The organism is Halomonas salinarum, assembly GCF_012062845.1.
Taxonomy (GTDB): domain Bacteria; phylum Pseudomonadota; class Gammaproteobacteria; order Pseudomonadales; family Halomonadaceae; genus Onishia; species Onishia salinarum.
In genome coordinates this window covers 279023-301165 of record NZ_WWNB01000002.1, presented here as the reverse complement: position 1 = coordinate 301165, position 22143 = coordinate 279023, and the positions used below count along the sequence as shown (strand labels likewise).

The window sequence follows — 22143 nt, the reverse complement described above, 5'->3', positions numbered from 1 at the left end:
ACATAATAACGCCCGCCGTGGTGGCGGGCGCATGGACCGAACGCCGATCGTGCTCTCGTGGAACGATCAGGCCGGCAGGGGCAGCACACCCTTGAGGCGCTGGCCGAGGATGGTGCGGAAGCGCTCCGGGTCGTGGGGCGTGAGGTCGTGAGCCGGCGGGTCCACATAGACCACCAGCAGCCGCGAGAGCCAGTAGCGCAGTGCCGTCATGCGCAGCATCATCGGCCAGGCGTCGCGCTCGTTGCTGGTCAGGGGGCGGCGAGTCTGATAGGCCGACAGGATGGCGTCGTGGCGCTCCTGGTTCAGGTGGCCATCGTCTTCGGAGGCCCAGTCGTTGATGACGATCGCCAGGTCAAAGAGCAGGTCGCCGGTGCAGCCGTTGTAGAAGTCGATGATGCCGCCCAGTCGTTCGCCGTCGAACAGGGTGTTGTCGCGGAACAGATCGCCGTGAAGGGCCCCCTGGGGCAGGTCGGGCGCGTCACCGAAGAAGGCCTGATAGGCGTCGATTTCGTCGCTCATCAGCGCTTGATCTTCGGGCGAAATATACGCAAGCACCCGGTGGTGCATGGGCGCTAGCCAGTGGAGGTCGCGGGGGTTGGGTCGCTGGCCCTCGAAGTGGCTCGATACGCCATGCATGCGGCCCAGTGTGTCGCCGAGAACGCGGCACTGCTCGATGCTGGGGTCGCTGGGGTGTTTGCCGGGCAGGCGCGGGAACAGCAGCGCGGGCTTGTCGGCCAGGCTCTGCAGGGCGACACCATCGCGGTCGTGCAACGGACCCGGCACGGGCAAGCGGTGCTCATCCAGGTAATCGAGCAGGTCGACGAAGAACGGCAGTTCATCGTGCTCGCCCTGCTCGAATAGCGTCAGCACCAGCTCGCGGGAGTCGGTGGACACGAAATAGGTGGTGTTCTCTGTACCGCTGGCCACGCCTTTGAGTCCCGTCAGGGAGCCTGCTTCGAAGCGTGTCAGGAAGTCCGCGACCTGCGCGTCGTCAAGCGGGGTGAATACGGCCATGTCTCTCTCGCCCGGAATGCCAAGCTGCATATTGTACCGGCTTGCCAGCACGATGCACGGCCGATGTCATCAGTCCTTAAGCTGTGTCATGTTCTTTGCAATACAAGGATTACCATTCGACCAGCACCCAACTGGGAATCGCGATCTCATCACCTGACTGGCGGGCGAAGTTGCCATCACCATCTTCGTCGACCAGGTAGTAGGACGGCCCCGCATCAGGATTGATCTTGATGGCATAGAGCTGGCCGTTGACGCGATACTCCTCGATGGTGCGTTCTTCCTGTTGGCGGATGGTGACATCGGGCTCGACATCGGTGGATTGCGCCCAGGAAGGGGCGGCGGCGCTCAGGCAAAGGCTCACGATGACGAAAAGGCCAAGGCCTGTCTTGAACGAAAGGCGACGCGGAATGGCGAACATGGTGGGCTCCTGAATATCAGCAACATGGTGTTCATGCTTGATGTGGCCAGTGTAGGTCAGCTCGCCCGTGCCAAGCGAGCCTGACGTGATGCGGGTAGCTGCGTATCATGGGTGATAGTGATCTTGCTCAAGGAATCGGTTTTTATGGCCACCCCGCCCATCGTCCTCGTCGACGGCTCCTCGTACCTGTACCGCGCCTTTCATGCCCTGCCGCCGCTGACCACCTCCAAGGGCCAGCCGACCGGCGCCGTAAAGGGCGTACTCAACATGCTCAAGAGCCTGATCAAGCAATACCCGGACAGTCCGATGGCGGTGGTCTTCGATGCCAAGGGCAAGACCTTTCGCGATGAGATGTTCGAGCAGTACAAGGCGCAGCGGCCACCCATGCCGGACGACCTGCGCAGTCAGGTGCAGCCACTGCACGACTGCGTCAAGGCGCTTGGCCTGCCGCTCTTGTGCATCGAAGGCGTCGAGGCCGATGACGTCATCGGCACTCTGGCACGCCATGCCACCGAGGCCGGGCGCGATGCGGTGATCTCGACCGGCGACAAGGACATGGCCCAGCTGGTGAATAATCACATCACCCTGGTCAACACCATGAAGGGCGAGACTCTCGACGTGGACGGGGTCAACGAGAAGTTCGGCCTGCCGCCGGAGTTGATCATCGACTTCCTGGCGCTGATGGGCGACAAGGTCGATAACATCCCCGGTGTGCCGGGTGTTGGCGAGAAGACCGCGCTGGGTCTCTTGCAGGGCATGCAGGGCGGACTCGATACCATCTACGACGATCTGGATCGTATCAAGACGCTGAGCTTTCGCGGTGCCAAGACGCTTCACAAGAAACTCGAGGCCCACCGCGACGAGGCCTTCCTCTCCTACAGGCTCGCCACCATCAAGACCGACTGCGAGCTGCCGGCGGGACTGGATGATCTCGATATCGCCCACCCGGATCGCGAGGCGCTGGCCGAGCTGTATCGCGAGCTTGAATTCAAGGCCTGGCTATCCGACCTGCTCGAAGGCAAGGATGAGGCGGTCGACGGCAAGCCAGCGAGCGATGGCGGGTCGGCTGAATCAGCAAAATCTGGCGCCAAGCAGGCAGAAGGCCAAGAAGACGCCGACGCTGGCGGCGATTCTTCTTCCAACTCTCCCACGGACACCCCTTCGGTCGAGCGCGTCGACCAGGTGATTCTCGAACAGGCCGATTTCGATGCCTGGCTCGAGCGTCTTCAGGGCTGTGACGCCTTCTGCTTCGATCTCGAGACGACGAGCCTCAACTACATGGAGGCCGAAATCGTTGGCGTCGGGCTGGCGCTGGAAGTCGGCGAAGCCGCCTATATTCCGCTGGCACACGACTATCTCGACGCCCCCGCCCAGCTCGATCGCCAGGCGGTACTCGAGGCGCTGACACCGCTTCTTGAAGATGCCGGCAAGACAAAGATCGGCCAGAATCTCAAGTACGACATCTCGGTGCTCGCCAACTACCACATCAAGGTGGCCGGGCCGCTTCACGACACCATGCTCGAGTCCTACGTGCTCAACTCCACCGCCACCCGTCACGACATGGATTCGCTGGCGCTCAAGTACCTGGGCGAGAAGACGGTGGGCTTCGAGGAGATCGCCGGCAAGGGCGCCAAGCAGCTGACCTTCAACCAGATCGCCCTCGAGCAGGCCGCGCCCTACGCCTGTGAGGACGTCGACATCACCCTGCGCCTGCACCATAAGCTGCGTCCGCAGCTCGAGCAGGAAGGCCGCGTCAGCGAGGTGCTGGACGCTCTCGAGCGCCCGCTGATACCGGTGCTCTCGCACATCGAACGTACCGGCGTGGCGCTGGATGCCGAGCGCCTGCACACTCAGAGCAAGGAACTCGAGACGCGCATCCGTGAGCTAGAAGCCCGTGCCCACGAGCTCGCGGGTCGCGAGTTCAACCTGGGCTCGCCCAAGCAGCTTGCCGAGATCCTCTTCGAGGAGCAGAAGCTGCCGGTCAAGAAGAAGACGCCCAAGGGCGCGCCTTCCACCGCCGAGGCAGTCCTCGAGGAGCTGGCGCTGGACTTCCCGCTGCCCAAGGTGATCATCGAGCACCGTGGTCTGTCCAAGCTCAAGTCGACCTACACCGACAAGCTGCCGCTGCTGGTCAACAAGGCCACCGGCCGGGTGCACACCAGCTATCACCAGGCGGTTACCGCCACCGGGCGGCTGTCATCATCTGATCCCAACCTGCAGAACATCCCGATTCGCACCGAGGAAGGCCGCAAGATTCGCCAGGCCTTCATTGCCCGGCCCGGCTACAAGATCGTCGCCGCCGACTATTCCCAGATCGAGCTGCGCATCATGGCGCATCTCTCCGAGGATGCCGGCCTGCTGGAAGCCTTCGCCGAGAACCGCGACATCCACGCCGCCACCGCCGCCGAGGTCTTCGGTGTCGAACTCGATAAGGTCTCCAGTGAGCAGCGCCGTAGCGCCAAGGCCATCAACTTCGGGCTGATCTATGGGATGAGCGCCTGGGGGCTCGGCAAGCAGCTCAACATCGAGCGCAATCAGGCCCAGACCTATATCGATCGCTACTTCGACCGCTACCCCGGTGTGGCCCGCTACATGGAGGGCATCCGCGCCCAGGCCGCCGAAGACGGCTTCGTCGAGACCGTCGCCGGCCGCCGCCTCTATCTGCCCGAGATCAAGGCGCAGAACCAGGGCCGTCGCCAGGCCGCCGAGCGTACCGCCATCAACGCCCCCATGCAGGGCACTGCCGCCGACATCATCAAGCGCGCCATGATCGACGTGCACAACTGGCTAATGGAAGGCGAGATGGATGCCTGGATGGTCATGCAGGTGCACGACGAACTGGTCTTCGAGGTGAAGGAAGAACAGCTCGACGACTTCATCGACGCCGTGAAGGCCCGCATGCGTGACGCCGCTGATCTGAAGGTGCCACTGATCGTCGAGGCCGAGAGCGGCATCAACTGGGACGAAGCGCACTGAGCACAGGCGCCCAGCAAGGGTGATCGAGGCTTGAGCGCCTCGAGCGCAGTAACGCATCGGCCCGGCCCAAGCCGGGCCGATGCGTATTGGAAGAGGAAAAGGGCAGGGCGGTGGCAACCAAGCAAAGCGCTACCGCGAAATAGAGAAAAGCTCAATCAGCTTCTATTTAGCTACTATCTATTTAGCTACTACATGCTGGCGGCGCGTTCGGCGAGGCATTCATCCGAGGCCACTTCGAATTCCCGGCAAATCAGCGGCCTATTTTCGTAGATGCTGCACATAAGCGTGTCGCGATCGAGTGCAGAGCACCAGCCATCGTCCAGGCGTCGCATCGTTTCCCTGCCCCACTCATCCACTGAGAGATGGCGTTCCGGCACTCCCGTGTCGGTCAAGATGACGACCTCCAGACGACAGCAGCAGGCCTGACAGTTCGAGCAGGCGACTTCGGAGACCGGCAGGTTCTTGGCTTCGATGGGCGTCATGGAAATCCGCGGTTGGCTAAGGTTGCCCTCATCATACGCCAGCTTTGCGTCGAAAGACCTTCTTAGTCATGTGCTTAAATCCTAATGCAATACCTGGAAGGTACCGATTGACCGAGCCCTTGAGAATACCTCTTTCCGTTTTACATTATTTTTCCAACCTGCCGATAGAGGGATTGAGACAGTCCATCAGTATGACCTCGACTTGGCGCGAAACCTTGGGCTTGCTACCGCCTACATCAAGCGCCCAGATGAGTTTGGCGCCACCCATCTCAAGGACGTGTCGGGTTCGCCTGCCAATGACTGGCACGCGTCGACACTGCTTGAGCTTGCCGCCCCAACTTGGCTGCTGAGCCTGCGGGTGTGTGCTGGTGATTTGTTGGCAGGCCCCGCAGGATAATTAAGCGTGCACAAAATTATCGTGGCGTATCTAACGCCGCGAATGGAGATATTGTAATATCGGTTTTTTGTATCGAATTCTTAGCTTTATTGGCTGAGTGTTCAAATAACGGACGTCAGGTATTTGCTATACAGAAGACTGGCAACCTTGGTGTGATCAGGGGCCTGCTGGCCGTTCATGTCTGCTGCGATTTACCGGATTTGTCACCAGAGGCATGTGGGATATGGAAAAAGACGAGGAGCAGGACAAGTATGTGTTGCTGGGGGCTGGGCCTCACGGTGGCTATATCATCTTGTGCTCTTGCGGTGCGGTAGAGGTCACGCGGCAGCCCAAGGAATGGCGACGTTTCAACCCCTGCTATACAAAGCGGCGCTGCCACTGCAACGAATGTGGTTCGACATTCCCCATGAAGATTCACGAAGCCGACTTTTACGGAATCGACCGCAAGGCGCTGTTAGACGCCATGGCTGATCCCGACAATGACGCCAAGTCCGACCCCGATAATGGCACCAAGTCCGACCCCGATAATGACACCATGTCTGATCCCGGGGACAATGATTCCAGCCTAACTTGACGGCGACGGGAGGTGGCTCCTCGCCAATGCCAGTGGTGTGTCGCGTTAAGTGAGTGAAAGCGACGAGACCCCATGACACCCGGTCAGATACGAGAAGGCCCGCGGCATCGCCGCGGGCCTTCTTGCATCAATGACCTGCCACGTTCGGCGGTCTGGCAGTGTGATGGTGTATCACCGCTATGGTGTCAGGCCTACCGGCCTAGACTTAACGCCAGCCGACGCGGTCGAAGATACGCACTGCCTGGGGGTTGTTTTCACCGAGCAGGCTGATGTTCAGGTCATCGCGCTTGAAGTCACCCCAGGACGCCAGTACCTCGTCGATCTCGACGCCATCGACCACCGGGAACTCATGGTTACCCTTGGCGAACAGTTCCTGAGCCTGATCGGAGGCCAGGAATTCCAGTAAGCGCTGGGCGTTTTCCGGGTGCGGCGCGCCCTTGACCATGCCGGCGCCACCGACGTTTACGTGGGCACCGCGGTCTTCCTGATTGGGGAAGAGGATATTGATCGACTCGGCGGCCTCGCGGTCTGCCTCGTTGTCGGACTTGAGCAGGCGCACGTAGTAGTAGTGGTTGGCGACTGCCACGTCACACTCGCCGCTGGCTACGCCGAGTAGCTGATCGGTGTCGCCGCCCTCGGGGTCGCGTGCCATGTTGTCGACCACGCCCTGGGCCCATTCCTCAGCCCCTTCCTCGCCGTGGTGGGCGATCATCGAGGCCAGCAGCGACTGGTTGTAGATGTTGTTCGAGGAGCGGATGCATACCCGGCCTTCAAGGCTCGGGTCGGCGAGGTCCTCATAGGTGGCAACGTCGCTCGCGTCGATGGCTTCCGGGTTGTAGAAGATGGCCCGTACGCGCTGGCTGAAGCCGAACCACTCGCCCTCAGGATGCTGCATGGAAGCTGGCAAACGTTCGTCGAGCACCTCGGAATCGACCGGGGCGAAGATGCCTTCTTCCTCGGCGCGCCACAGGCGCCCGGCGTCCACGGTCATCATGATGTCGGCGGGGCTGGCCTCGCCTTCCAGCAGGATGCGCTGGATCAGCTGGTCGGAGTTGCCCTCGAGCACGTTGACGTCGATGCCGGTCTTCTCGGTGAAGGCATCATAAAGCGCCTGGTCCGAGTCGTAGTGACGTGCCGAATAGACGTTCACGGAATCGGCCATGGCCTGGCTGGCAACAGCAGAGCCTGCCACCAGGGCGGCAAGGGGAATGACGTGACGACGCTGCAAGGGCATAGGACACCTCATGGAGATAGAACCTGAATTGGAATGATAATGCGTTGCATTAATCGGCTTTCATTGAAGCGCTTCTAGCGTGCAGCGTCAACTGCCATTACGGGCGTCTTGCGGAGAAGTTGAGGAGAAAGCGCGGTAGCACTGATCCATGTCATGTGGGTGTGGCGTGCGAAAGGGGCCATAAAACGAGTAGACTGGAATGCACTTAGGACGCATTCCCGCTTTCACGCTGCGGCGCCTGCCGCAGACGGACGCAATGAGACGACGAGCTTCCATGAACTCCCAAGCGACCCCGACCGACGCCGACTGCCAGGTTTCCCACGAGGCACCTGTCCTTGCCATGCACCACATACGCCATACCTACGGCCAGCATCAGGCGGTGGAGGATGTCAGCCTATACGTTGAGCAGGGCGAGGTCGTCTGCCTGCTGGGGCCATCGGGCTGCGGCAAGACCACGCTGCTGCGCATCGTCGCCGGCCTCGAAGCCGTGCAGGAAGGGGGCGTCGATCTGGGAGGCCGGCCGATCGGCCGCCCCGGTAAACCCCATGTGCCGCCAGAGAAGCGCAATGTGGGGCTGGCGTTTCAGGATTCGGCGCTGTTTCCGCACCTCTCCGTGCTCGACAACGTCGCCTTCGGCCTGGAATCGCTGCCCGGCAAGCAGCGCCGTGCGCGTGCCATGGAGCTGCTCGAGCAGCTGGGCATGCAGGCCTATGCCAAGAGCTATCCGCATACGCTGTCCGGCGGTCAGCAGCAGCGTGTGGCGCTGGCGCGTGCGCTGGCACCGGCGCCATCACTGATGCTGCTCGACGAGCCCTTCTCGAGCCTGGATGCACGCCTGCGTGACCGCATTCGCGACGATACGCTGCACGTGCTGAAGCGCGTCGGGGCGGGGGCCCTGTTGGTCACTCATGACCCGGAAGAGGCGATGTTCATGGCCGATCGCATCGCGCTGATGCGTGATGGCCAGATCGTGCAGATGGGCACGCCGCTGGAACTCTACTGCGCGCCGCGCGATCCCTTTGTGGTGACCTTCTTCGGTGAGGTCAACGAGATGGCCGGTGAGGTACAGGGCGGGCAGGTGAAGACCCCGGTCGGTAATGTACCGGTAAACGATATAGCGGATGGCAGCCCGGTGCGGGTGTTGATTCGCCCCGAGGCCCTCAAGGTAGTGACCCTCGATGAACCGCTGGCCGAGCACCACAGCCATGTGGTGATGGCCAAACTGCTGGGGCGATCAAGTCTCGTGCACATCTGCGCCCATGACGCGGATGGCTGGGAGTCCCATCTCCATGCCCGGGTGCCGGGCGTGTTCCTGCCGGAAGAAGGCCAGCCGGTACTTATCCAGCTGGACCCGTCACAGGTCTTTGTCTTTCCCGCTGAGGGTGCCACTGCCGGGGCGTGAGCCCCGGATCGCCAGGCTTAACAGAATCACCGGGATGATCCCCACGGCAACGATGGTAAGCGAGGCGGTAGAAGCCTCGGCGAGGCGCTCGTCCGCCGCCAGATTGTGTGCCCGCACCGCCAGGGTGTCGAAGTTGAAGGGCCGCAGGATGATGGTCGCCGGCAGTTCCTTCATCACGTCCACGAAAACCAGGATCGCGGCGGCCAAGAGGCTGCCGCGGATGATCGGCGTGTGTACCTTGCGCAGCGTGCCGCCGGCGGTCTGGCCCAGGGTGCGGGCCGCGGCGTCCATGCTTGGCGTCACCTTGCCAAGGCTCGCCTCGATGGCGTTGAAGGACACGGCCAGGAAGCGCACCACATAGGCATAGATCAGGATGAAGGCGGTGCCACTGAACAGGAGGCCGACCATCATGTTGAATTGCGCATCCATGAAGCCGTTGATGCGCTGGTCCAGCCACGAGAAGGGGATCAGGATACCGACCGCCACCACCGAGCCGGGCACTGCATAGCCGATGGCGCCGATGCGGGTGGCCAGTCGTGTAACCGGTTGCGGATTCAGGCGCGCCCCATAGCTGAGCACCAGCGCCAGGCCCACCGCCACCAGGGCGGCGATGGTCGCCAGTACCAGGCTGTTACCGGCGAACTCAAGGAACTGAGCGCCAAACAGATCATCTCCACCCCGCACCGAGAGATAGCCCAGCAGGCCGCTGGGAATCAGGAACCCCACCATGATCGGCGCCAGGCAGGCCGCGCAGGCCGCCACACCCCGCCAGCCGCGAAGATGAAACTCCGGTAGCTGCTGATAGCGCCCGGAGGTATGGAAGTATTGCCGCTTGCCCCGTGACCAGCGCTCGAGCAGCACGAAGATGATCACGAAGGCGAGCAGGCAGGCCGCTAACTGGGCAGCGGCGACCTGCTCGCCCATGCCGAACCAGGTGCGGTAAATGCCGGTGGTGAAGGTATCGACGCCGAAGTACTGCACCGCGCCGAATTCGTTGAGGGTCTCCATCAGGGCAAGCGATACACCGCCGACGATCGCCGGTCTGGCCAGCGGAATCGCCACGCTGGTGAACAGCCGCCAGGGGCCGCGCCCGAGGGTGCGGCCCACGTCCAGCACGCACACCGACTGCTCGAGGAAGGCCGCCCGGGTCAGCATGTAGACGTAGGGATAGAGCACCAGGGTAATCAGCGTCGCGGCGCCGCCCAATGAGCGGATATCGGGGAAGAAGTAGTCACCGCGACCCCAGTCGAAGACCTCGCGCAGCCAGGTCTGCACCGGCCCTGCGTACTGCAGGAAGTCGGTGTAGGCATAGGCGATCACATAGGTCGGCACCGCCAGCGGCAGCAGCAGCGCCCATTCGAACAGGCGTCGTCCGGGAAAGCGGCACATCACCACCAGCCAGGCCGTGCCGGTACCGATCACGAAGGTGCCAATGCCCACCGTCACTACAAGGAAGAGAGTGTTGCTGAGATAGCGCCCCAGCACGGTGCTTGCCAGGTGCTGCCAGATACCGTCGGTGGGCACCACAATATGGGCAAGCACCACGATCACCGGCAGGGCCACGATCAGGGCGATGCCGATGGTCAGTACGCTCCATGCACTGAAGTGCAGAGATAGGCGACGAGCAAGACTGGCCGGTCGGGAACTGGCGGGACTGGTCAAGCGGAGACTCCTTGCGTCAATAGGGCCTGCGGTGAGAGGTCCAGGTCCTGCGGGCCAGAAAATGGATCAATGCGACGAAATGACAGGTGAGAATGGTAACCGACGAGGATGTTACCAGTTGGTGCCACTCCCTGCAGCCTGCCGGGGCCATCACGAGGCCTCGGTGCGGTCGTTCAGCGAGAGTCGGGTCGTCTTAGTGTTGTACCGTCTTAGTGTTGTGCTGAGGGCCTTGGTCGAGCCAGCGCAGGGCGACCGTTCTTGCGCGGGTCAGGCTCCTGCAGTGTGTGAGTTCGCCGGCGGTGGTGTGGATGCCGGCGCGGCGTAGCTTGATGATCTGGCGGGGCGACAGGCCGATCAGGATCAGGGCGACCTGTTGGCGGCGCATCTCCTCGACCATGCGGCGCAACGCCACGAGTGCGGTGCCGTCGATGCTCGGCACGCCGTGCATGTCCACCATCACGATGCGAATCTCGGGGTCGACCATCTGCAGCGATGACAGGGCCTTCTCGGCGACGCCGAAGAACATGGGGCCGTTGATGTCGTAGAGCGCTACCTGAGGCGGCAGGTCCTGAACCTCGGGGTGCTGGTCGAGTTCGCGGGCGGTGGTCTGGGTCACCTGGGTCATGCGACGTATGAACAGAGCCGCCGCCAGGCCGATGCCGACGGACACTGCCAGCACCATGTCGAACAGTACCGTCAGCGAGAAGCAGATCGTAAGGATGGCAACATCGCCTGCGGGAGCGGAGCGCAGGGTGTGCACGAACATTCGAGCCTCGCTCATGTTCCAGGCGATGATGAACAGCAGCGCGGCCAGTGAGGTCATCGGCACCAATCCCAGCAGCCCGGCCAGGGCGACCACCGCCAGCAGTACCACCAGCGCATGTACCACGACGGCGATAGGGGAGCGCGCGCCACTGCGGATATTGGTGGCGGTGCGTGCCAGAGCGCCGGTGGCAGTGATGCCGCCAAAGAAGGGCACGACCATATTGCCAAGTCCCAGGCCAATCAGTTCGGCATTGGGATCATGTCGGGTGCGGGTCATGCCGTCGGCAACCACTGCACATAACAGTGACTCGATGGCGGCCAGCATGGCGATGGCGAAGGCGGGTCCCAGCAATGAGCGGATCAGATCGAAGCTAACCGTTAGTGGCTCGCCCTCTGCATTGGGCATCTGCCAGGGAAGCGCGAAGCTCGGGGCAATGGGCGGAATACCGACGCCGCTCTCGCCCTGGGCGCTCCATTCAAACCGCGAGGCAATGGTCGCGATATCGCCCCCCAGCCAGTGATTGGCAGCGTAGGCGGCCAGTGCCCCTGTTACCAGCCCCGCCAGCGGCGCGGGCACCGGTATGCGTAGCCGCGGCCACAGCAGCAGCACCGCCAGGGTGGTCACGCCGATGGCAAGTTCGTCAGGGCGAGTGTCGGGCAGAGCGATCAGAATGTTCGCCAGGCTGTCGGTGAAGTGCTCGCCCTGAGCGATCTCCAGGCCGAGGAAGTCCGGTACCTGGAGGGTGGCGATAACCACTGCGATGCCGGCGGTGAAGCCGAGTACCACCGGATAGGGCACGAACTGTATCAGCGCGCCCAGGCGGGCAAGCCCCAGGCCGACCAGGATCATTCCCGCCATTAGCGTGGCAATTAACAACCCACCCAGCCCGTAGTGCTGCACGATCGGCAGCAGGATGACCACGAAAGCCGCCGTTGGCCCCGACACGCTGAAGCGCGAGCCGCCGGTGAGTGCGATCACGATGCCGGCGATGATGGCGGTATAGAGGCCGTGCTGAGGCGCCACTCCGGTAGCGATGGCCAGGGCCATTGATAGCGGTACCGCGACGATGCCGATGGTCAGCCCGGCCAGAATGTCATGGCGTAGGTCCCCAAGCCCATAGCCTGCTTGCCAGGCGGCGAGCATACCGGTGCCAAAGCGAGGGCGTTTCGCAGAGGGAGGGGGAAGTGCCATGAGGAGTCCTTGAAGCAGAAGGGTGAGAGTCATCGAGCATGTAATGTAGAAAGCCGCCCGGGCTAATTGGCATCCAGGCTTCCGCGCCGTTTGGGGCCGGCGCGGGGAAGGACAGCCCTCCATAGCATCGCGGAAATGATGGGCGAGACAAAAGCGTTCTTTTGCCGCACCGCCTGATGCAGGGAGCCGTTGAATGCCGTCAGGCCTTGATATCTGTCCCTGTGCCTCTCTGTCTGGACAGTGAGTATGTGAAGGAAGTGGCTAAGGGGTGGGTAGTGTCTGGGGTCCGTTGGTCTAAGTGTCACCGTTGGCCTATCAGGGAGGTATTGGTCTGTCCAATTTTTGGAACTGCAATCTGGCTGTCATGTTCGGTTCATCTTCAAGGGCCATGATTGCCCTGAAACTTGCCATTTCACCCGTGTGATGACTGATCCATTCGTCGCACTCAAGCTGTTCTTGATGGATGATTGGTTTTTTATGAAAGTGTATTTTTCTCGCGTTTTTCCTGTTTATTCCGGCTGGAATGATGGTTTTCCAGCTTTTTATGGATGTTGCGCGGGAGTGGTGCATTGGTCTTTATTGGTAATACCAATTATCCAATGTTGAGTCGGTCATGGGGGCGCTATAGCCTCTCGACCTGGGCATCGCGTCGAGCGTTGACGCTTACGTTAGGTCCACTCGCGCAGCGCATGCCATAACTGATCTTGAGTTGTCGCGTCGCCAGGTCATCGGCCCGGTCAGTGTGTCGCTTGTCGATAACGTCACGCGGCATGATCAGGCAGTCCCGATCAGGAACGACCGATCAGGAACTCTCGGTTGGGCGACTGGATGACGTTTGCTGCGTCTTGCCCAGTGCCAGACGCTTACAGATGAACAATCACAACAACTGCAGACGGAGAATTCACTCATGAAAATCATCAAGACCCTGGTCGGCACTGCCGGCGCTCTGGCCCTGTGTACGGGTACCGCGGCCGCCGAGGACCTGCGCTGGAAGATGCCCACTGCCTTCGCCACCAATCTGCCGGGTCTGGGCTCGCCGGCGGCCTGGGTCGCCGAGAATTTGACCACTGCTTCCGGCGGCTCGCTGCAGGTGCGCGTCTATGAGCCGGGCAAGCTGCTGCCGGCCTTTGACATCCTGCAGGCGGTGTCCGATGGCAAGGTGTCGGTCGGCTACACCTGGATCGGCTATGACCAGGGCAAGGTCCCGGCCGTGCCGTTGTTCGCGGCCGTGCCCTTCGGGCTGAAGCCCTGGTCCTATACCGCCTGGTACTACTATGGCGGCGGCCACGAGATGCTGCAGGAGGTCTATGCCAACAAGGGCTTCGACGTGCATGCCCAGCTCTGCGGCATCATCGGGCCCGAGACCGCCGGCTGGTACGCCGACGAGATCACGAGCCTCGAGGACTACCAGGGCATGAAGATTCGTTTCGCCGGCCTCGGCGGCAAGGTCCTCGAGCGGCTCGGCGCCTCGGTGACCATGATGCCGGGCGGCGAGCTGTTCCAGGCGCTGGAGAAGGGCACCATCGATGCCACCGAATTCTCGATGCCGGCCATCGACCAGATCCTCGGCTTCGATCAGGTGGTGAAGTACAACCTCTTCCCCGGCTGGCACCAGCAGTTCACCGCCCAGTACATGCTGATCAACAACGACGAGTGGGAACGCACCACCGAGGCGCAGAAGGCGCTGATCGAAGCGTCCTGTACCGCGGCCGTGACGCGTGGCCTCGCCGAGGGTGAGTACAAGAACGGTGCGGTGCTGGCTGGCTTCCAGGAAAAAGGTGTTCAGGCCAAGCAGATCCCCGATGAGATCCTTGCTGAGCTGAAGGACGTGACCGATGAGGTGCTCGCCGAAGAAGCGGCCAACGACGCAGACTTCAAACGGGTCTACGAGAGTCAGCAGGCCTTCCAGGAAAGCTATTCCGTGTGGGGCAGCCGTGCCTATCTGCCGGCCGACATGAGTGAGCTCGAGTCCGACGACGAGTGATCTCGCTGCGCCGGGCCGCTGGCCCGGCCATCATCAAAGCGGGCGGCCTCTCGGTCGCCCGCGTGGAACATGCAGCGAGGCCCGTCGAGACGGGTCTCGTTTGGTAAGGGGGCAAGTCCATGACCTCGCCTGATCAAGACCCGTCGAAACAGCCGCACAGCTATACGACGGACGCAGAAAATATTCTTAACCATCACACCGAGTTGCCCCGGACGCGTCTCAGCCAGGGGCTCGATGCCTTGCTGATCGCGATCGGCAAGCTCGCCTCCTGGTTCTGGCTGCTCGTCGTCGGGGTCATCATCTGGTCAGTGGTCGGCCGCTATGCCTTCGGCCAGGGCTCGGTCACCCTCGAGGAGTGGCAGTGGCATATCGCCGGCGCCGCCTGGCTCTTGGGGCTCGGCTATACCCTGACCACCGACGACCATGTGCGGGTCGACGTCATCCATGAGCGTTTGAGCCTCAAGGCGCAGGGCCGCATCGAGCTTGCCGGCATTCTGCTGCTGTTGCTGCCGTTCCTCGGCATCTCGCTCTACGAGATGGTGCCCTACGCGATGAGCTCCTTCAGCCAGGGCGAGACCAGTCAGGCACCTGCCGGCCTGTCCCATCGCTGGGTGCTGAAGGCCGTCGTGGCGCTGTCCTTCGCGCTGTTGATCGTCGCTGCGCTGTCAAGGCTTACCCGGGTAACCGCCTTGCTGTTCGGCTTCCCCAGGCCGCTCGCCGATGATTCCACTAAAGAGGACGCGTCCTGATGTCTCTAGAAGCGATGTTCGTCATCGGCATGTTCGTCACCTTCGGCATGTTGCTGATGAGCGGTTTCCCCGTCGCCTGGGTACTCGGTGGTACCGCCGTGATCTGGACCCTGGTCGGGGTGGTCGCCGTCGACAGCTTTGGCGCCAACCTGTGGTTCGACTATTCCTCCTCGATGGGCCTGATGCCTGAGCGGGTATGGGGGCTGGTCGAGAGCGAGACCCTGGTCGCCCTGCCCATGTTCATCTTCATGGGCATCATGCTGGATCAGTCCGGCATCGCCGAGAAGCTGATGAACAACATGGTCAAGCTGTTCGGCGCGGTGCGCGGCGGCTATGCGGTGACCGTGATCGTGATCGGCGTGCTGCTGGCGGCCACTACCGGCATCATCGGCGCTTCGGTGGTACTGCTGGGCATGCTGTCGCTGCCGGTGATGATGGAGAACAAGTACGACAAGGGCTTCGCCGTGGGTACTGCCTGTGCCACCGGTACCCTGGGCATCCTGATTCCGCCTTCGATCATGCTGGTGCTGATGGCCGACCGCCTCGCGGTACCGGAAGCCTCGGTGGGTGATCTGTTCATGGGCGCCTTCTTCCCGGGCCTGATGCTGGGCGCGATGTACGTGGCCTATGCGATCCTTCGGCCGATGTTCCAGCCACATATCGCCCCTGCGCCGGAGAATCTGCCTGATATCGGTCCCGGCGTGATCTGGGATGTAATCAAGGCGGTCATCCCTACCGCCGCGCTGATTCTCGGTGTCCTTGGCACTATCTTCGCCGGCATCGCCACACCGACCGAGGCCTCGGGGGTGGGCGCGCTGGGGGCTACTCTGCTGGCGCTGATGTCGGGGCGCCTGACGCTGCCGGTGATGAGCAGCTCGCTCTACCAGACCACGCGGACCTCGGCCTTCATCTTCGCCATCTTCCTCGGCGCCACGGCCTTCTCGGTGGTGCTGCGCGGGCTGGGCGGCGATGAGGTGATCGAGAACGCGCTGCTGGGCCTGCCGCTGGAGCCCTATGCCATCGTGCTGGTGATCCTGTTCGCGGTCTTCCTGCTCGGCTTCTTCCTCGATTGGGTGGAGATCACCCTGATCATCCTGCCGCTGGTGGCGCCGGTGGTGCAGTCGCTGGGCTTCGATCTGGTCTGGTTCACCATCCTCTTCGCGATGTGTCTGCAGACCTCCTTCCTGACGCCGCCGGTGGGCTTCGCGCTCTTCTACATCAAGGGCGTGGCGCCGCCGGAGATCAAGGTCACCGACATTTACCGTGGGGTGGCGCCCTTCATCCTGATCCAGCTGGTGGCGCTGGTCTTGGTGTTCCTGCTGCCGGCGATCGCCACCTGGCTGCCGAGCGTGGCCTACGGCTAGGCAGAGAGGGCAATGACAATCCCCGCCTAGCAGGAAAAGGCCCCCGGCAGCGGGGGCCTTTGGTTTTGGGCAGTGCCAGGGCTGGCCCAATGCCCCTGCATGTCGCATGCTGTGCGCCATGACCATCCCGCCTACTACTCCTGATATGTTGTCGCCTGATGCGGTGCCTGCCCTCGATACGTCCGAGCATGAGGCGCTGATGACTCTGCTTGGCCACCTCACGGCCCGGCACCACCGCGGCCTTTTGTGGATCACCGCCCCTGCGGAGACCGCTATCGCCCGGGCAGTCTCGCTATGGCAGGCCATCGACTGGACAGATCCGCTATGGCTTGGGACACCCCAACCGAACCTCGAGGCGGCAGGCATCGTGGCGCTTCCCGCCGCCAAGGCGCGCACCCGGCTGGGGGGCGAGCATGGCCTTGTGGTGATCGATGCGGTGTCTGCAACGGCGGGTTTCGACCCCGAGGCCTTTGGTGCGGTCTCAGGCACGCTGCGCGCGGGTGGCCTGCTGGTGCTGCTGACGCCGATGGACTGGGGCGCCCGGCCGGATGGCGACTATGCCCGCCTCGCCGAGCATCCCTACAGCGCCGATGAGCTGAACTCGCGCTACCTGGCGCGTCTCGCCCGGTTGCTATCGGCCTCGCCACAGGTCGCGACCTGGACTGCCAATGGACTGAGCCTGCCTCAGGGGATGGATGCCGGCGCGAGTTTGCCGGCCAAGTCCTCCTGCGAGTCGGAGCCAGAGGATACTGACTGTGCCACCGTCGATCAGGCCCGGGCGGTGGCGCGCCTTTGTCGGCTGAAGCGCCGTCGCCCACTGGTGCTGACCGCCGACCGCGGCCGCGGCAAGAGCGCGGCCCTGGGCATTGCCTGCGCCCGGCTAATGGCAAAGGGGGAAACGGATATTCTGGTCACTGCGCCACGTCCGGCGGCGGTGGAGGCGCTCTTCGAGCGCTTGGCGATGCTCTGCCCCGAGGGCGCGCGCCAAGGTAATACTTTCGTGCTTGAGACACCCCGAGAGCCGATGGCGGAGGCCCCAGGCGATGGCCCGGCTCGTGTGCGCTTTATCGCCCCGGATGCCCTGGTGGAGTCAGCCCTTGCTGGCGAGCAGGGTGGGGCGGGCGCGCTGTTGCTGGTCGACGAAGCGGCGGCGATCCCTGCGCCCTTGCTCTCGCGGCTGCTCGCCGCCTTCCCGCGGATCGCCTTCGCGACCACCGTTCATGGCTATGAAGGCTCGGGGCGAGGCTTCGCGCTGCGCTTTCGCGAGCACCTCGATCGTCAGACCCCTAACTGGCAGGGCCTGCATCTGACCACGCCGATCCGCTGGGCCGCGGATGATCCACTGGAACGGCTCACTGATACGCTGCTAATGCTCGATGCCGAGCCTTTCGAGGCACAGGAAATGGCCGAGCTCGGCGAGGCCCGGCAACACAGTGAACCCGGCGACACACAGCCAGGCGCCAAGCCCGATGAGGCGAGGGGCAAAAGCGAGCCCGAGATTGTCGAGTGTGACCGGGATGAGCTGGCCGCTGACGAGCCACGCCTGAGGGCATTATTTGGCCTGCTGGTGCAGGCGCATTACCGCACTCAGCCAAGCGATCTGCGCCGGCTGCTCGATGGTCCCGGTGGCCGGGTAGTATGCCTTTATGATCAGGGGCTCCGCGCCGTTGCACTGACCGTCGATGAAGGCGGCTTCGAACCTGACTTGGCCGAGCAAGTGGCTCGAGGTGAGCGACGCCCCCGGGGTCACTTGCTGGCACAATCGCTTGCGGCCCACGCCGGCAGTCGCAGGTCGCTGGAATCACGGATTCGGCGCGTGATGCGCATCGCCGTTGACCCAGGCTGTCGACGCCTCGGCCATGGTCGAGCGTTACTCTCTGCCGAGCTGGAGCGAGCTCGCGAGACGGGCATCGATCTGCTCGGTGCCAGCTTCGGCGCCGAGGCAGGGCTGATGGCCTTCTGGCAGCGAAGCGGCTTTCGCGCCGTGCGTCTGGGCCTGACGAAGGAGGCGGCCAGCGGTGAACATGCGCTGATGGTGGCCTGTGCCACCAGCCCCCGCGGCGAGGCACTGTTAAGCGAGCTTGCCGATGGTTTCCAGGCCTTGTTGCCAAGCCTGTTGGCGTTTGAGCTCAAGGAATTCGACCCCTCCCTGGCGGCACGGCTGCTGGCGGAAGGCGTCATGCCTGAGCTTAATGCCATCATGCAGCGCGATATCGCCGACGTGGCGCTGGGTCATCGGGCGCCCGCATTGGCGCGGCCCGCGCTGCAGGCCCTGGTGCGCCGGGGGCTCGTGCTGCGCCGCGAGACAAGCGTGGTTATGAGCCAGTCGGTGGCAGGGCAAGAGGATGAACCAGGCCTTGATGACGACGCCTGGCTGCTGGTCGCGGTACTCTTTCAGGGCCGAGCCGATGCCTGGCTGGCCCGGCGCCTCGGCCTGCCCGGACGACGCCAGGTGGAAGCGCGCCTGCGTTCGACGCTTGATCGCTGGCGCAGGCTTTTTGCGCCGTAGGAACGCAAGAATGACCCTTATCCGCTCCGCTCCCGGGGACGGTTCTGCGGGCGGTTGCCGGCCCACGCGGACATTCATCATAAAAAAGCGCCGCCCGAAGGGGCGGCGCTTTTACGCTCGGTCGATCTCGACCCTTTGGGTCGTGTCGACCACTTGGGTGGTTCCACGCCCCAGGGTTGGAGTCATCTAGGTTGGAGTCCTATCAGCCGAGGTAGGCGTTAAGCATCCAGACGGTTTTTTCCTGCTCGCGGATGTAGTCACCCACTTGAGCCGCGGTACCTTCATCATCAGCATCTGAGGCGAGCGATAGAATCTCGCGCTGCAGGCCGATCAGCGACTGATAGCCCTGCAGGATGCCGCGAACGCAGGACTGACCGTCTTTCACGTCTTTGTCCTCGGCGATATCCGACATCTTCACGTAGTCGCTGTAGGCATGTACCGGCGTGTGGCCCAGGGTAAGGATGCGCTCGGCGACTTCATCGACCTTGAGCAGCAGGTCCGTGTAGTACTCCTCGAACTTGGTGTGCAGCTCGAAGAAGTGGTTGCCCTTCACGTTCCAGTGATAGCCACGCACGTTCATGTAGAAGATCTGGTAGTTGGCCAGCAGGGCGTTGAGGCGGTCGGCTAGCTGGCTGGCGCTGCTCTCGTGCAATCCAATGGCGTTGGTATCAGTCATCTAGATACCTCCTTGATCTCAAATGAGTTTATTCGCGTCTACTGTAAGGTGTGGTGAAGCCGGGCGATAACGAAGTTTCGCCATCATCCTCATAGTGCTGCCCTATGACATGCCGTCGACGGCGATCTTTTTCAAGGTTTGGCTTATGTGCTGTCACGCCTGCCATTGCCTGAAAGCGCGTGGGCACTGGCTTTCAGCAGGCGTACCAGGCTGCCGGCACGATCGGCTAGCAACGCTGGTGTGCGGGCGAGGGCTTCATCGAGTGTCATCGGGCCATCGGCCAGGGCAAAGGCCGCGCTGATGCCTTCGTCATGAGCGGCCTGCCAGCCGTCGCCCAGCCGCCCGACCAGGGCCACTACGGGTACGCCCTTGGCGCGGGCGGCGCGGGCAATGCCCACCGGGGTCTTGCCGGCGAGGCTTTGACCGTCGAGCTGTCCCTCGCCGGTAATCACCAGGTCGGCATTCTCGAGCAGGGCGTCGAAGCCCACCTGCTCCATCACCAGGGTGATGCCGGGGCGCAGTTGTGCACCAAGAAAGGCGCGGGCCGCGAACCCCATGCCGCCGGCCGCGCCTGCACCAGCGAGTTCTCGGTGATCCTCGCCGAGCTTGAGAGCGGCGAGGTCGGCGAAGTGGCTAATCGCCTGATCCAGTATACGGACATCGCTGTCGCTGGCGCCCTTCTGGGGGCCGAACACGGCGCTGGCGCCATGGGGGCCAAGCAGCGGGTTGTCGACGTCGACGGCAGTCTCGACGACAAGCTCGTCCAGGCGTGGGTCCAGGCCAGTGAGGTCGAGGATGGAGAGTTCGGCGAGGGCCGCTCCCCCTGGCGGCAGGGGCTTGTCCTGGGTATCGAGCAGACGCGCGCCGAGGGCCACCAGCATGCCAGCACCGGCGTCGTTGGTGGCGCTGCCGCCGATGGTCAGCAGCAGTCGCTCGGCACCGGCATCGAGGGCGGCGAGTATCAGTTCGCCGACGCCGAAAGTCGTGCTGTGAAGGGCACTGCGCTCGTGGCGCTCCAGGTGCTGGAGACCACTGGCTTCTGCCAGTTCGATAAAAGCGGTTCGGGTGTCGGCCTGATAGCCCCAGGATGCCTCCCGTGGCCGTCCCAGGGCATCCTGCACCCGGGCTTGGTAGCGCTTGGCGCCGGTCGCGGCCAGCAGGGCATCCAGCGTCCCTTCGCCACCGTCGCCCATCGGGCAGCAGTGGGTCTCGGCAGTGGGCACGGCCTCAAGAATGCCACGCGCCATGGCCTCCGCAGCGGCGCGGGCGGGCAGGGCATCCTTGTAGCTGTCGGGGGCGATCAGGATCTTCATAGAGGCTCTCGCAGTGGCGGAACGATGTCTTGATCATCCTCGACGCTTGCGCAAAAGACCACCCTGCTGGCGTTGAAGATAACGCTCGGCACTCTCCTTGCAGGTACTCTCCTTGCAGGTACTCTCCTTACAGGTGCTTTCCCAACGGGCATGCTGACGGCATACACTGTGATGGTAGAAACACGATAGATATAAGCTTGGACTCAGGAAGACAACAAGGCGCGGCGTATGCAGCGACACCGGAAGTGGTTCAGATGGGTAGGCGTGATGGGGGTGGCAGGAGGGCTGCTTCTTGCCGGCTGTGCGAGTGGGCCGGCGCACCTGCCACAACCGCCGATGTCGCCCGCGTCAGCCTGCCAGTGGGAGGCTGACGATGCGGGGTCATTAGGGTATCTGCGTCGCGTGATTGCGGCTCTCGAGGCGGATGACTTCGTGATCGTCGAGACAGAGGCTCAGCTCGGGCTGGTGACGGCGCAGCAAAGCCGCCTATTGGCCGGCTATGGGACCCCCTGGTATGAGCCATGGCCATTCGGGTTGTCAGGTTTCTTCGGGTTGGGAAGAGGCCACCACAGCGCCGGCATGTCGATTAATCTCAACCGTAGCTTCAGTGTCGACCCCACCCAGGTCGAGCGTGTTTCCGTGGTCGCCCATGACACCCAGGTCAGAGCGACACGGGATATACAGGTCGTCGAGGCAGATGGTCGCTTGCGCAGTAGTCAGGTGGCCACAAGTGATGAATTCTGTCGTGAGCTGCGCGACGCCATCATCCGTCAGCCAGACCTTGAGACAGACCTTGAAACAGAGCTTGAGTCGGGCATCGAGCCAGGCCTTCCACAGCAGGAGCCGACAGCATGATGTTCTGGCAGCGGTTGGTGGGCGGAGGGTCTCGAGGGCGCAGATGGCGGAGGCCCCTTGCCCTTCTTTTGATAGCGGGGCTCGCGGGTTGTGCAGGGGCGCCTGAAAAGCCGCAGCCCCGTGAAGTGATGGTGGCCGTCGAGCCCCGGCAGGTGCTGTCTGAAGGACTTCAGGTATTGCTCGATCGGGGCTTCGTGATTCACCACGCCGACCTGGACCTCGGTCGGCTGGATGCCGTACTTGCCACCTGGCCAGGCTATCGTCTGCGCCTTTATGCCCTATCCGCGTCAGAGGGCAAAACCCGTCTCTCGCTTAGTGGCTACCGCGCTCGTCAGCCGCTGGCGGCCGAAAGCCTCGATACGCTGCTCGCCGAGTTGCAGGCGAGACTATCGGCAAATCAATGAACGATGGCAGGCCGACACCATTGGCGCCATATTGTCCGCCTTCAGTCGGGGCCGAAAGGCTCGCTCCTGTGATGACGTTTCCCGCAGTCGATACGGCGGCATGTTGTGACGCTTCCCCCAGGGCTTGCCGGGCAATCTGAGGGTTGCCTGGCGCCGCTTGCTCCTTGATCCTT

General features: G+C 62.9%; 18 protein-coding genes. 9 read left to right on the top strand and 9 right to left on the bottom strand.

All coding sequences use genetic code 11. The annotated features are described in order from the left end of the window. Positions 1-66 precede the first annotated feature (66 nt). Positions 67-1014, bottom strand: a complete 948-nt coding sequence (locus HF027_RS02895; protein WP_168012684.1) for a homoserine kinase — start codon at positions 1012-1014, stop codon at positions 67-69. A 109-nt stretch (positions 1015-1123) separates the two neighbouring features. Next, on the bottom strand, positions 1124-1432 hold the full coding sequence (locus HF027_RS02890) for a DUF2782 domain-containing protein (protein WP_168012682.1): 309 nt from the start codon (positions 1430-1432) through the stop codon (positions 1124-1126). A 144-nt stretch (positions 1433-1576) separates the two neighbouring features. Between HF027_RS02890 and polA the strand changes: the two genes are divergently transcribed. Further along, positions 1577-4408: a DNA polymerase I gene (gene polA, locus HF027_RS02885; RefSeq protein WP_168012680.1), complete on the top strand. Its 2832-nt coding sequence runs from the start codon at positions 1577-1579 to the stop codon at positions 4406-4408. A gap of 188 nt (positions 4409-4596) precedes the next feature. Here the strand turns inward: polA and HF027_RS02880 are convergent, their stop codons facing one another. Further along, entirely contained in the window at positions 4597-4890 is a 294-nt protein-coding gene (locus tag HF027_RS02880; protein ID WP_168012678.1) for a YkgJ family cysteine cluster protein, read from the bottom strand. 620 nt (positions 4891-5510) lie between these two features. On the opposite strand from HF027_RS02880, the gene HF027_RS02875 reads away from it, so the two are divergent. Continuing rightward, on the top strand, positions 5511-5861 hold the full coding sequence (locus HF027_RS02875; RefSeq protein ID WP_168012676.1) for a hypothetical protein: 351 nt from the start codon (positions 5511-5513) through the stop codon (positions 5859-5861). 205 nt (positions 5862-6066) lie between these two features. Here the strand turns inward: HF027_RS02875 and HF027_RS02870 are convergent, their stop codons facing one another. Continuing rightward, positions 6067-7095 (bottom strand): Fe(3+) ABC transporter substrate-binding protein, encoded by a 1029-nt coding sequence (locus tag HF027_RS02870; RefSeq protein WP_168012674.1) that lies wholly within the window; start codon positions 7093-7095, stop codon positions 6067-6069. 274 nt (positions 7096-7369) lie between these two features. On the opposite strand from HF027_RS02870, the gene HF027_RS02865 reads away from it, so the two are divergent. Further along, entirely contained in the window at positions 7370-8497 is a 1128-nt protein-coding gene (locus tag HF027_RS02865) for an ABC transporter ATP-binding protein (RefSeq protein ID WP_168012672.1), read from the top strand. On the opposite strand, the gene HF027_RS02860 is transcribed toward HF027_RS02865, so the two are convergent. From HF027_RS02860 to HF027_RS02850, 3 genes are all read right to left on the bottom strand, one after another. Then, positions 8450-10108: an ABC transporter permease gene (locus HF027_RS02860; protein ID WP_425338659.1), complete on the bottom strand. Its 1659-nt coding sequence runs from the start codon at positions 10106-10108 to the stop codon at positions 8450-8452. The genes HF027_RS02865 and HF027_RS02860 overlap by 48 nt on opposite strands. Positions 10109-10352: 244 nt before the next feature. Continuing rightward, positions 10353-12116 (bottom strand): C4-dicarboxylic acid transporter DauA, encoded by a 1764-nt coding sequence (gene dauA / locus HF027_RS02855; protein ID WP_168012667.1) that lies wholly within the window; start codon positions 12114-12116, stop codon positions 10353-10355. 622 nt (positions 12117-12738) lie between these two features. Beyond that, the gene (locus HF027_RS02850; protein WP_168012665.1) at positions 12739-12888 is read right to left on the bottom strand and encodes a hypothetical protein; all 150 of its coding nucleotides are present in this window, start codon (positions 12886-12888) and stop codon (positions 12739-12741) included. 135 nt (positions 12889-13023) lie between these two features. Here HF027_RS02850 and HF027_RS02845 point away from each other — a divergent pair, with 135 nt between their 5' ends. The 4 genes from HF027_RS02845 to HF027_RS02830 all read left to right on the top strand — a co-directional run bounded on the left by HF027_RS02845 (position 13024) and on the right by HF027_RS02830 (position 18722). Then, positions 13024-14100: a TRAP transporter substrate-binding protein gene (locus tag HF027_RS02845; protein ID WP_168012663.1), complete on the top strand. Its 1077-nt coding sequence runs from the start codon at positions 13024-13026 to the stop codon at positions 14098-14100. A gap of 119 nt (positions 14101-14219) precedes the next feature. Beyond that, the gene (locus HF027_RS02840; protein ID WP_168012661.1) at positions 14220-14849 is read left to right on the top strand and encodes a TRAP transporter small permease subunit; all 630 of its coding nucleotides are present in this window, start codon (positions 14220-14222) and stop codon (positions 14847-14849) included. Beyond that, positions 14849-16213: a TRAP transporter large permease gene (locus HF027_RS02835; RefSeq protein ID WP_168012659.1), complete on the top strand. Its 1365-nt coding sequence runs from the start codon at positions 14849-14851 to the stop codon at positions 16211-16213. The genes HF027_RS02840 and HF027_RS02835 overlap by 1 nt, the downstream gene beginning before the upstream one ends. Before the next feature lie 118 nt (positions 16214-16331). Further along, positions 16332-18722 carry a tRNA(Met) cytidine acetyltransferase TmcA gene (locus HF027_RS02830; protein WP_280730167.1) on the top strand — a complete coding sequence of 797 codons (2391 nt, stop codon included), beginning with the start codon at positions 16332-16334 and terminating at the stop codon, positions 18720-18722. Between the two features lie 202 nt (positions 18723-18924). Here the strand turns inward: HF027_RS02830 and HF027_RS02825 are convergent, their stop codons facing one another. Both HF027_RS02825 and HF027_RS02820 read right to left on the bottom strand, forming a co-directional pair. Beyond that, on the bottom strand, positions 18925-19398 hold the full coding sequence (locus HF027_RS02825) for a Dps family protein (RefSeq protein ID WP_168012655.1): 474 nt from the start codon (positions 19396-19398) through the stop codon (positions 18925-18927). Between the two features lie 143 nt (positions 19399-19541). Next, positions 19542-20711 (bottom strand): glycerate kinase, encoded by a 1170-nt coding sequence (locus tag HF027_RS02820; RefSeq protein WP_168012653.1) that lies wholly within the window; start codon positions 20709-20711, stop codon positions 19542-19544. Between the two features lie 228 nt (positions 20712-20939). On the opposite strand from HF027_RS02820, the gene HF027_RS02815 reads away from it, so the two are divergent. Further along, on the top strand, positions 20940-21566 hold the full coding sequence (locus tag HF027_RS02815; RefSeq protein WP_168012651.1) for a hypothetical protein: 627 nt from the start codon (positions 20940-20942) through the stop codon (positions 21564-21566). Between the two features lie 128 nt (positions 21567-21694). Next, a complete protein-coding gene (locus HF027_RS02810; RefSeq protein ID WP_168012649.1) occupies positions 21695-21970 on the top strand; it encodes a hypothetical protein in 276 nt (91 codons plus the stop codon). Positions 21971-22143: the final 173 nt, after the last annotated feature.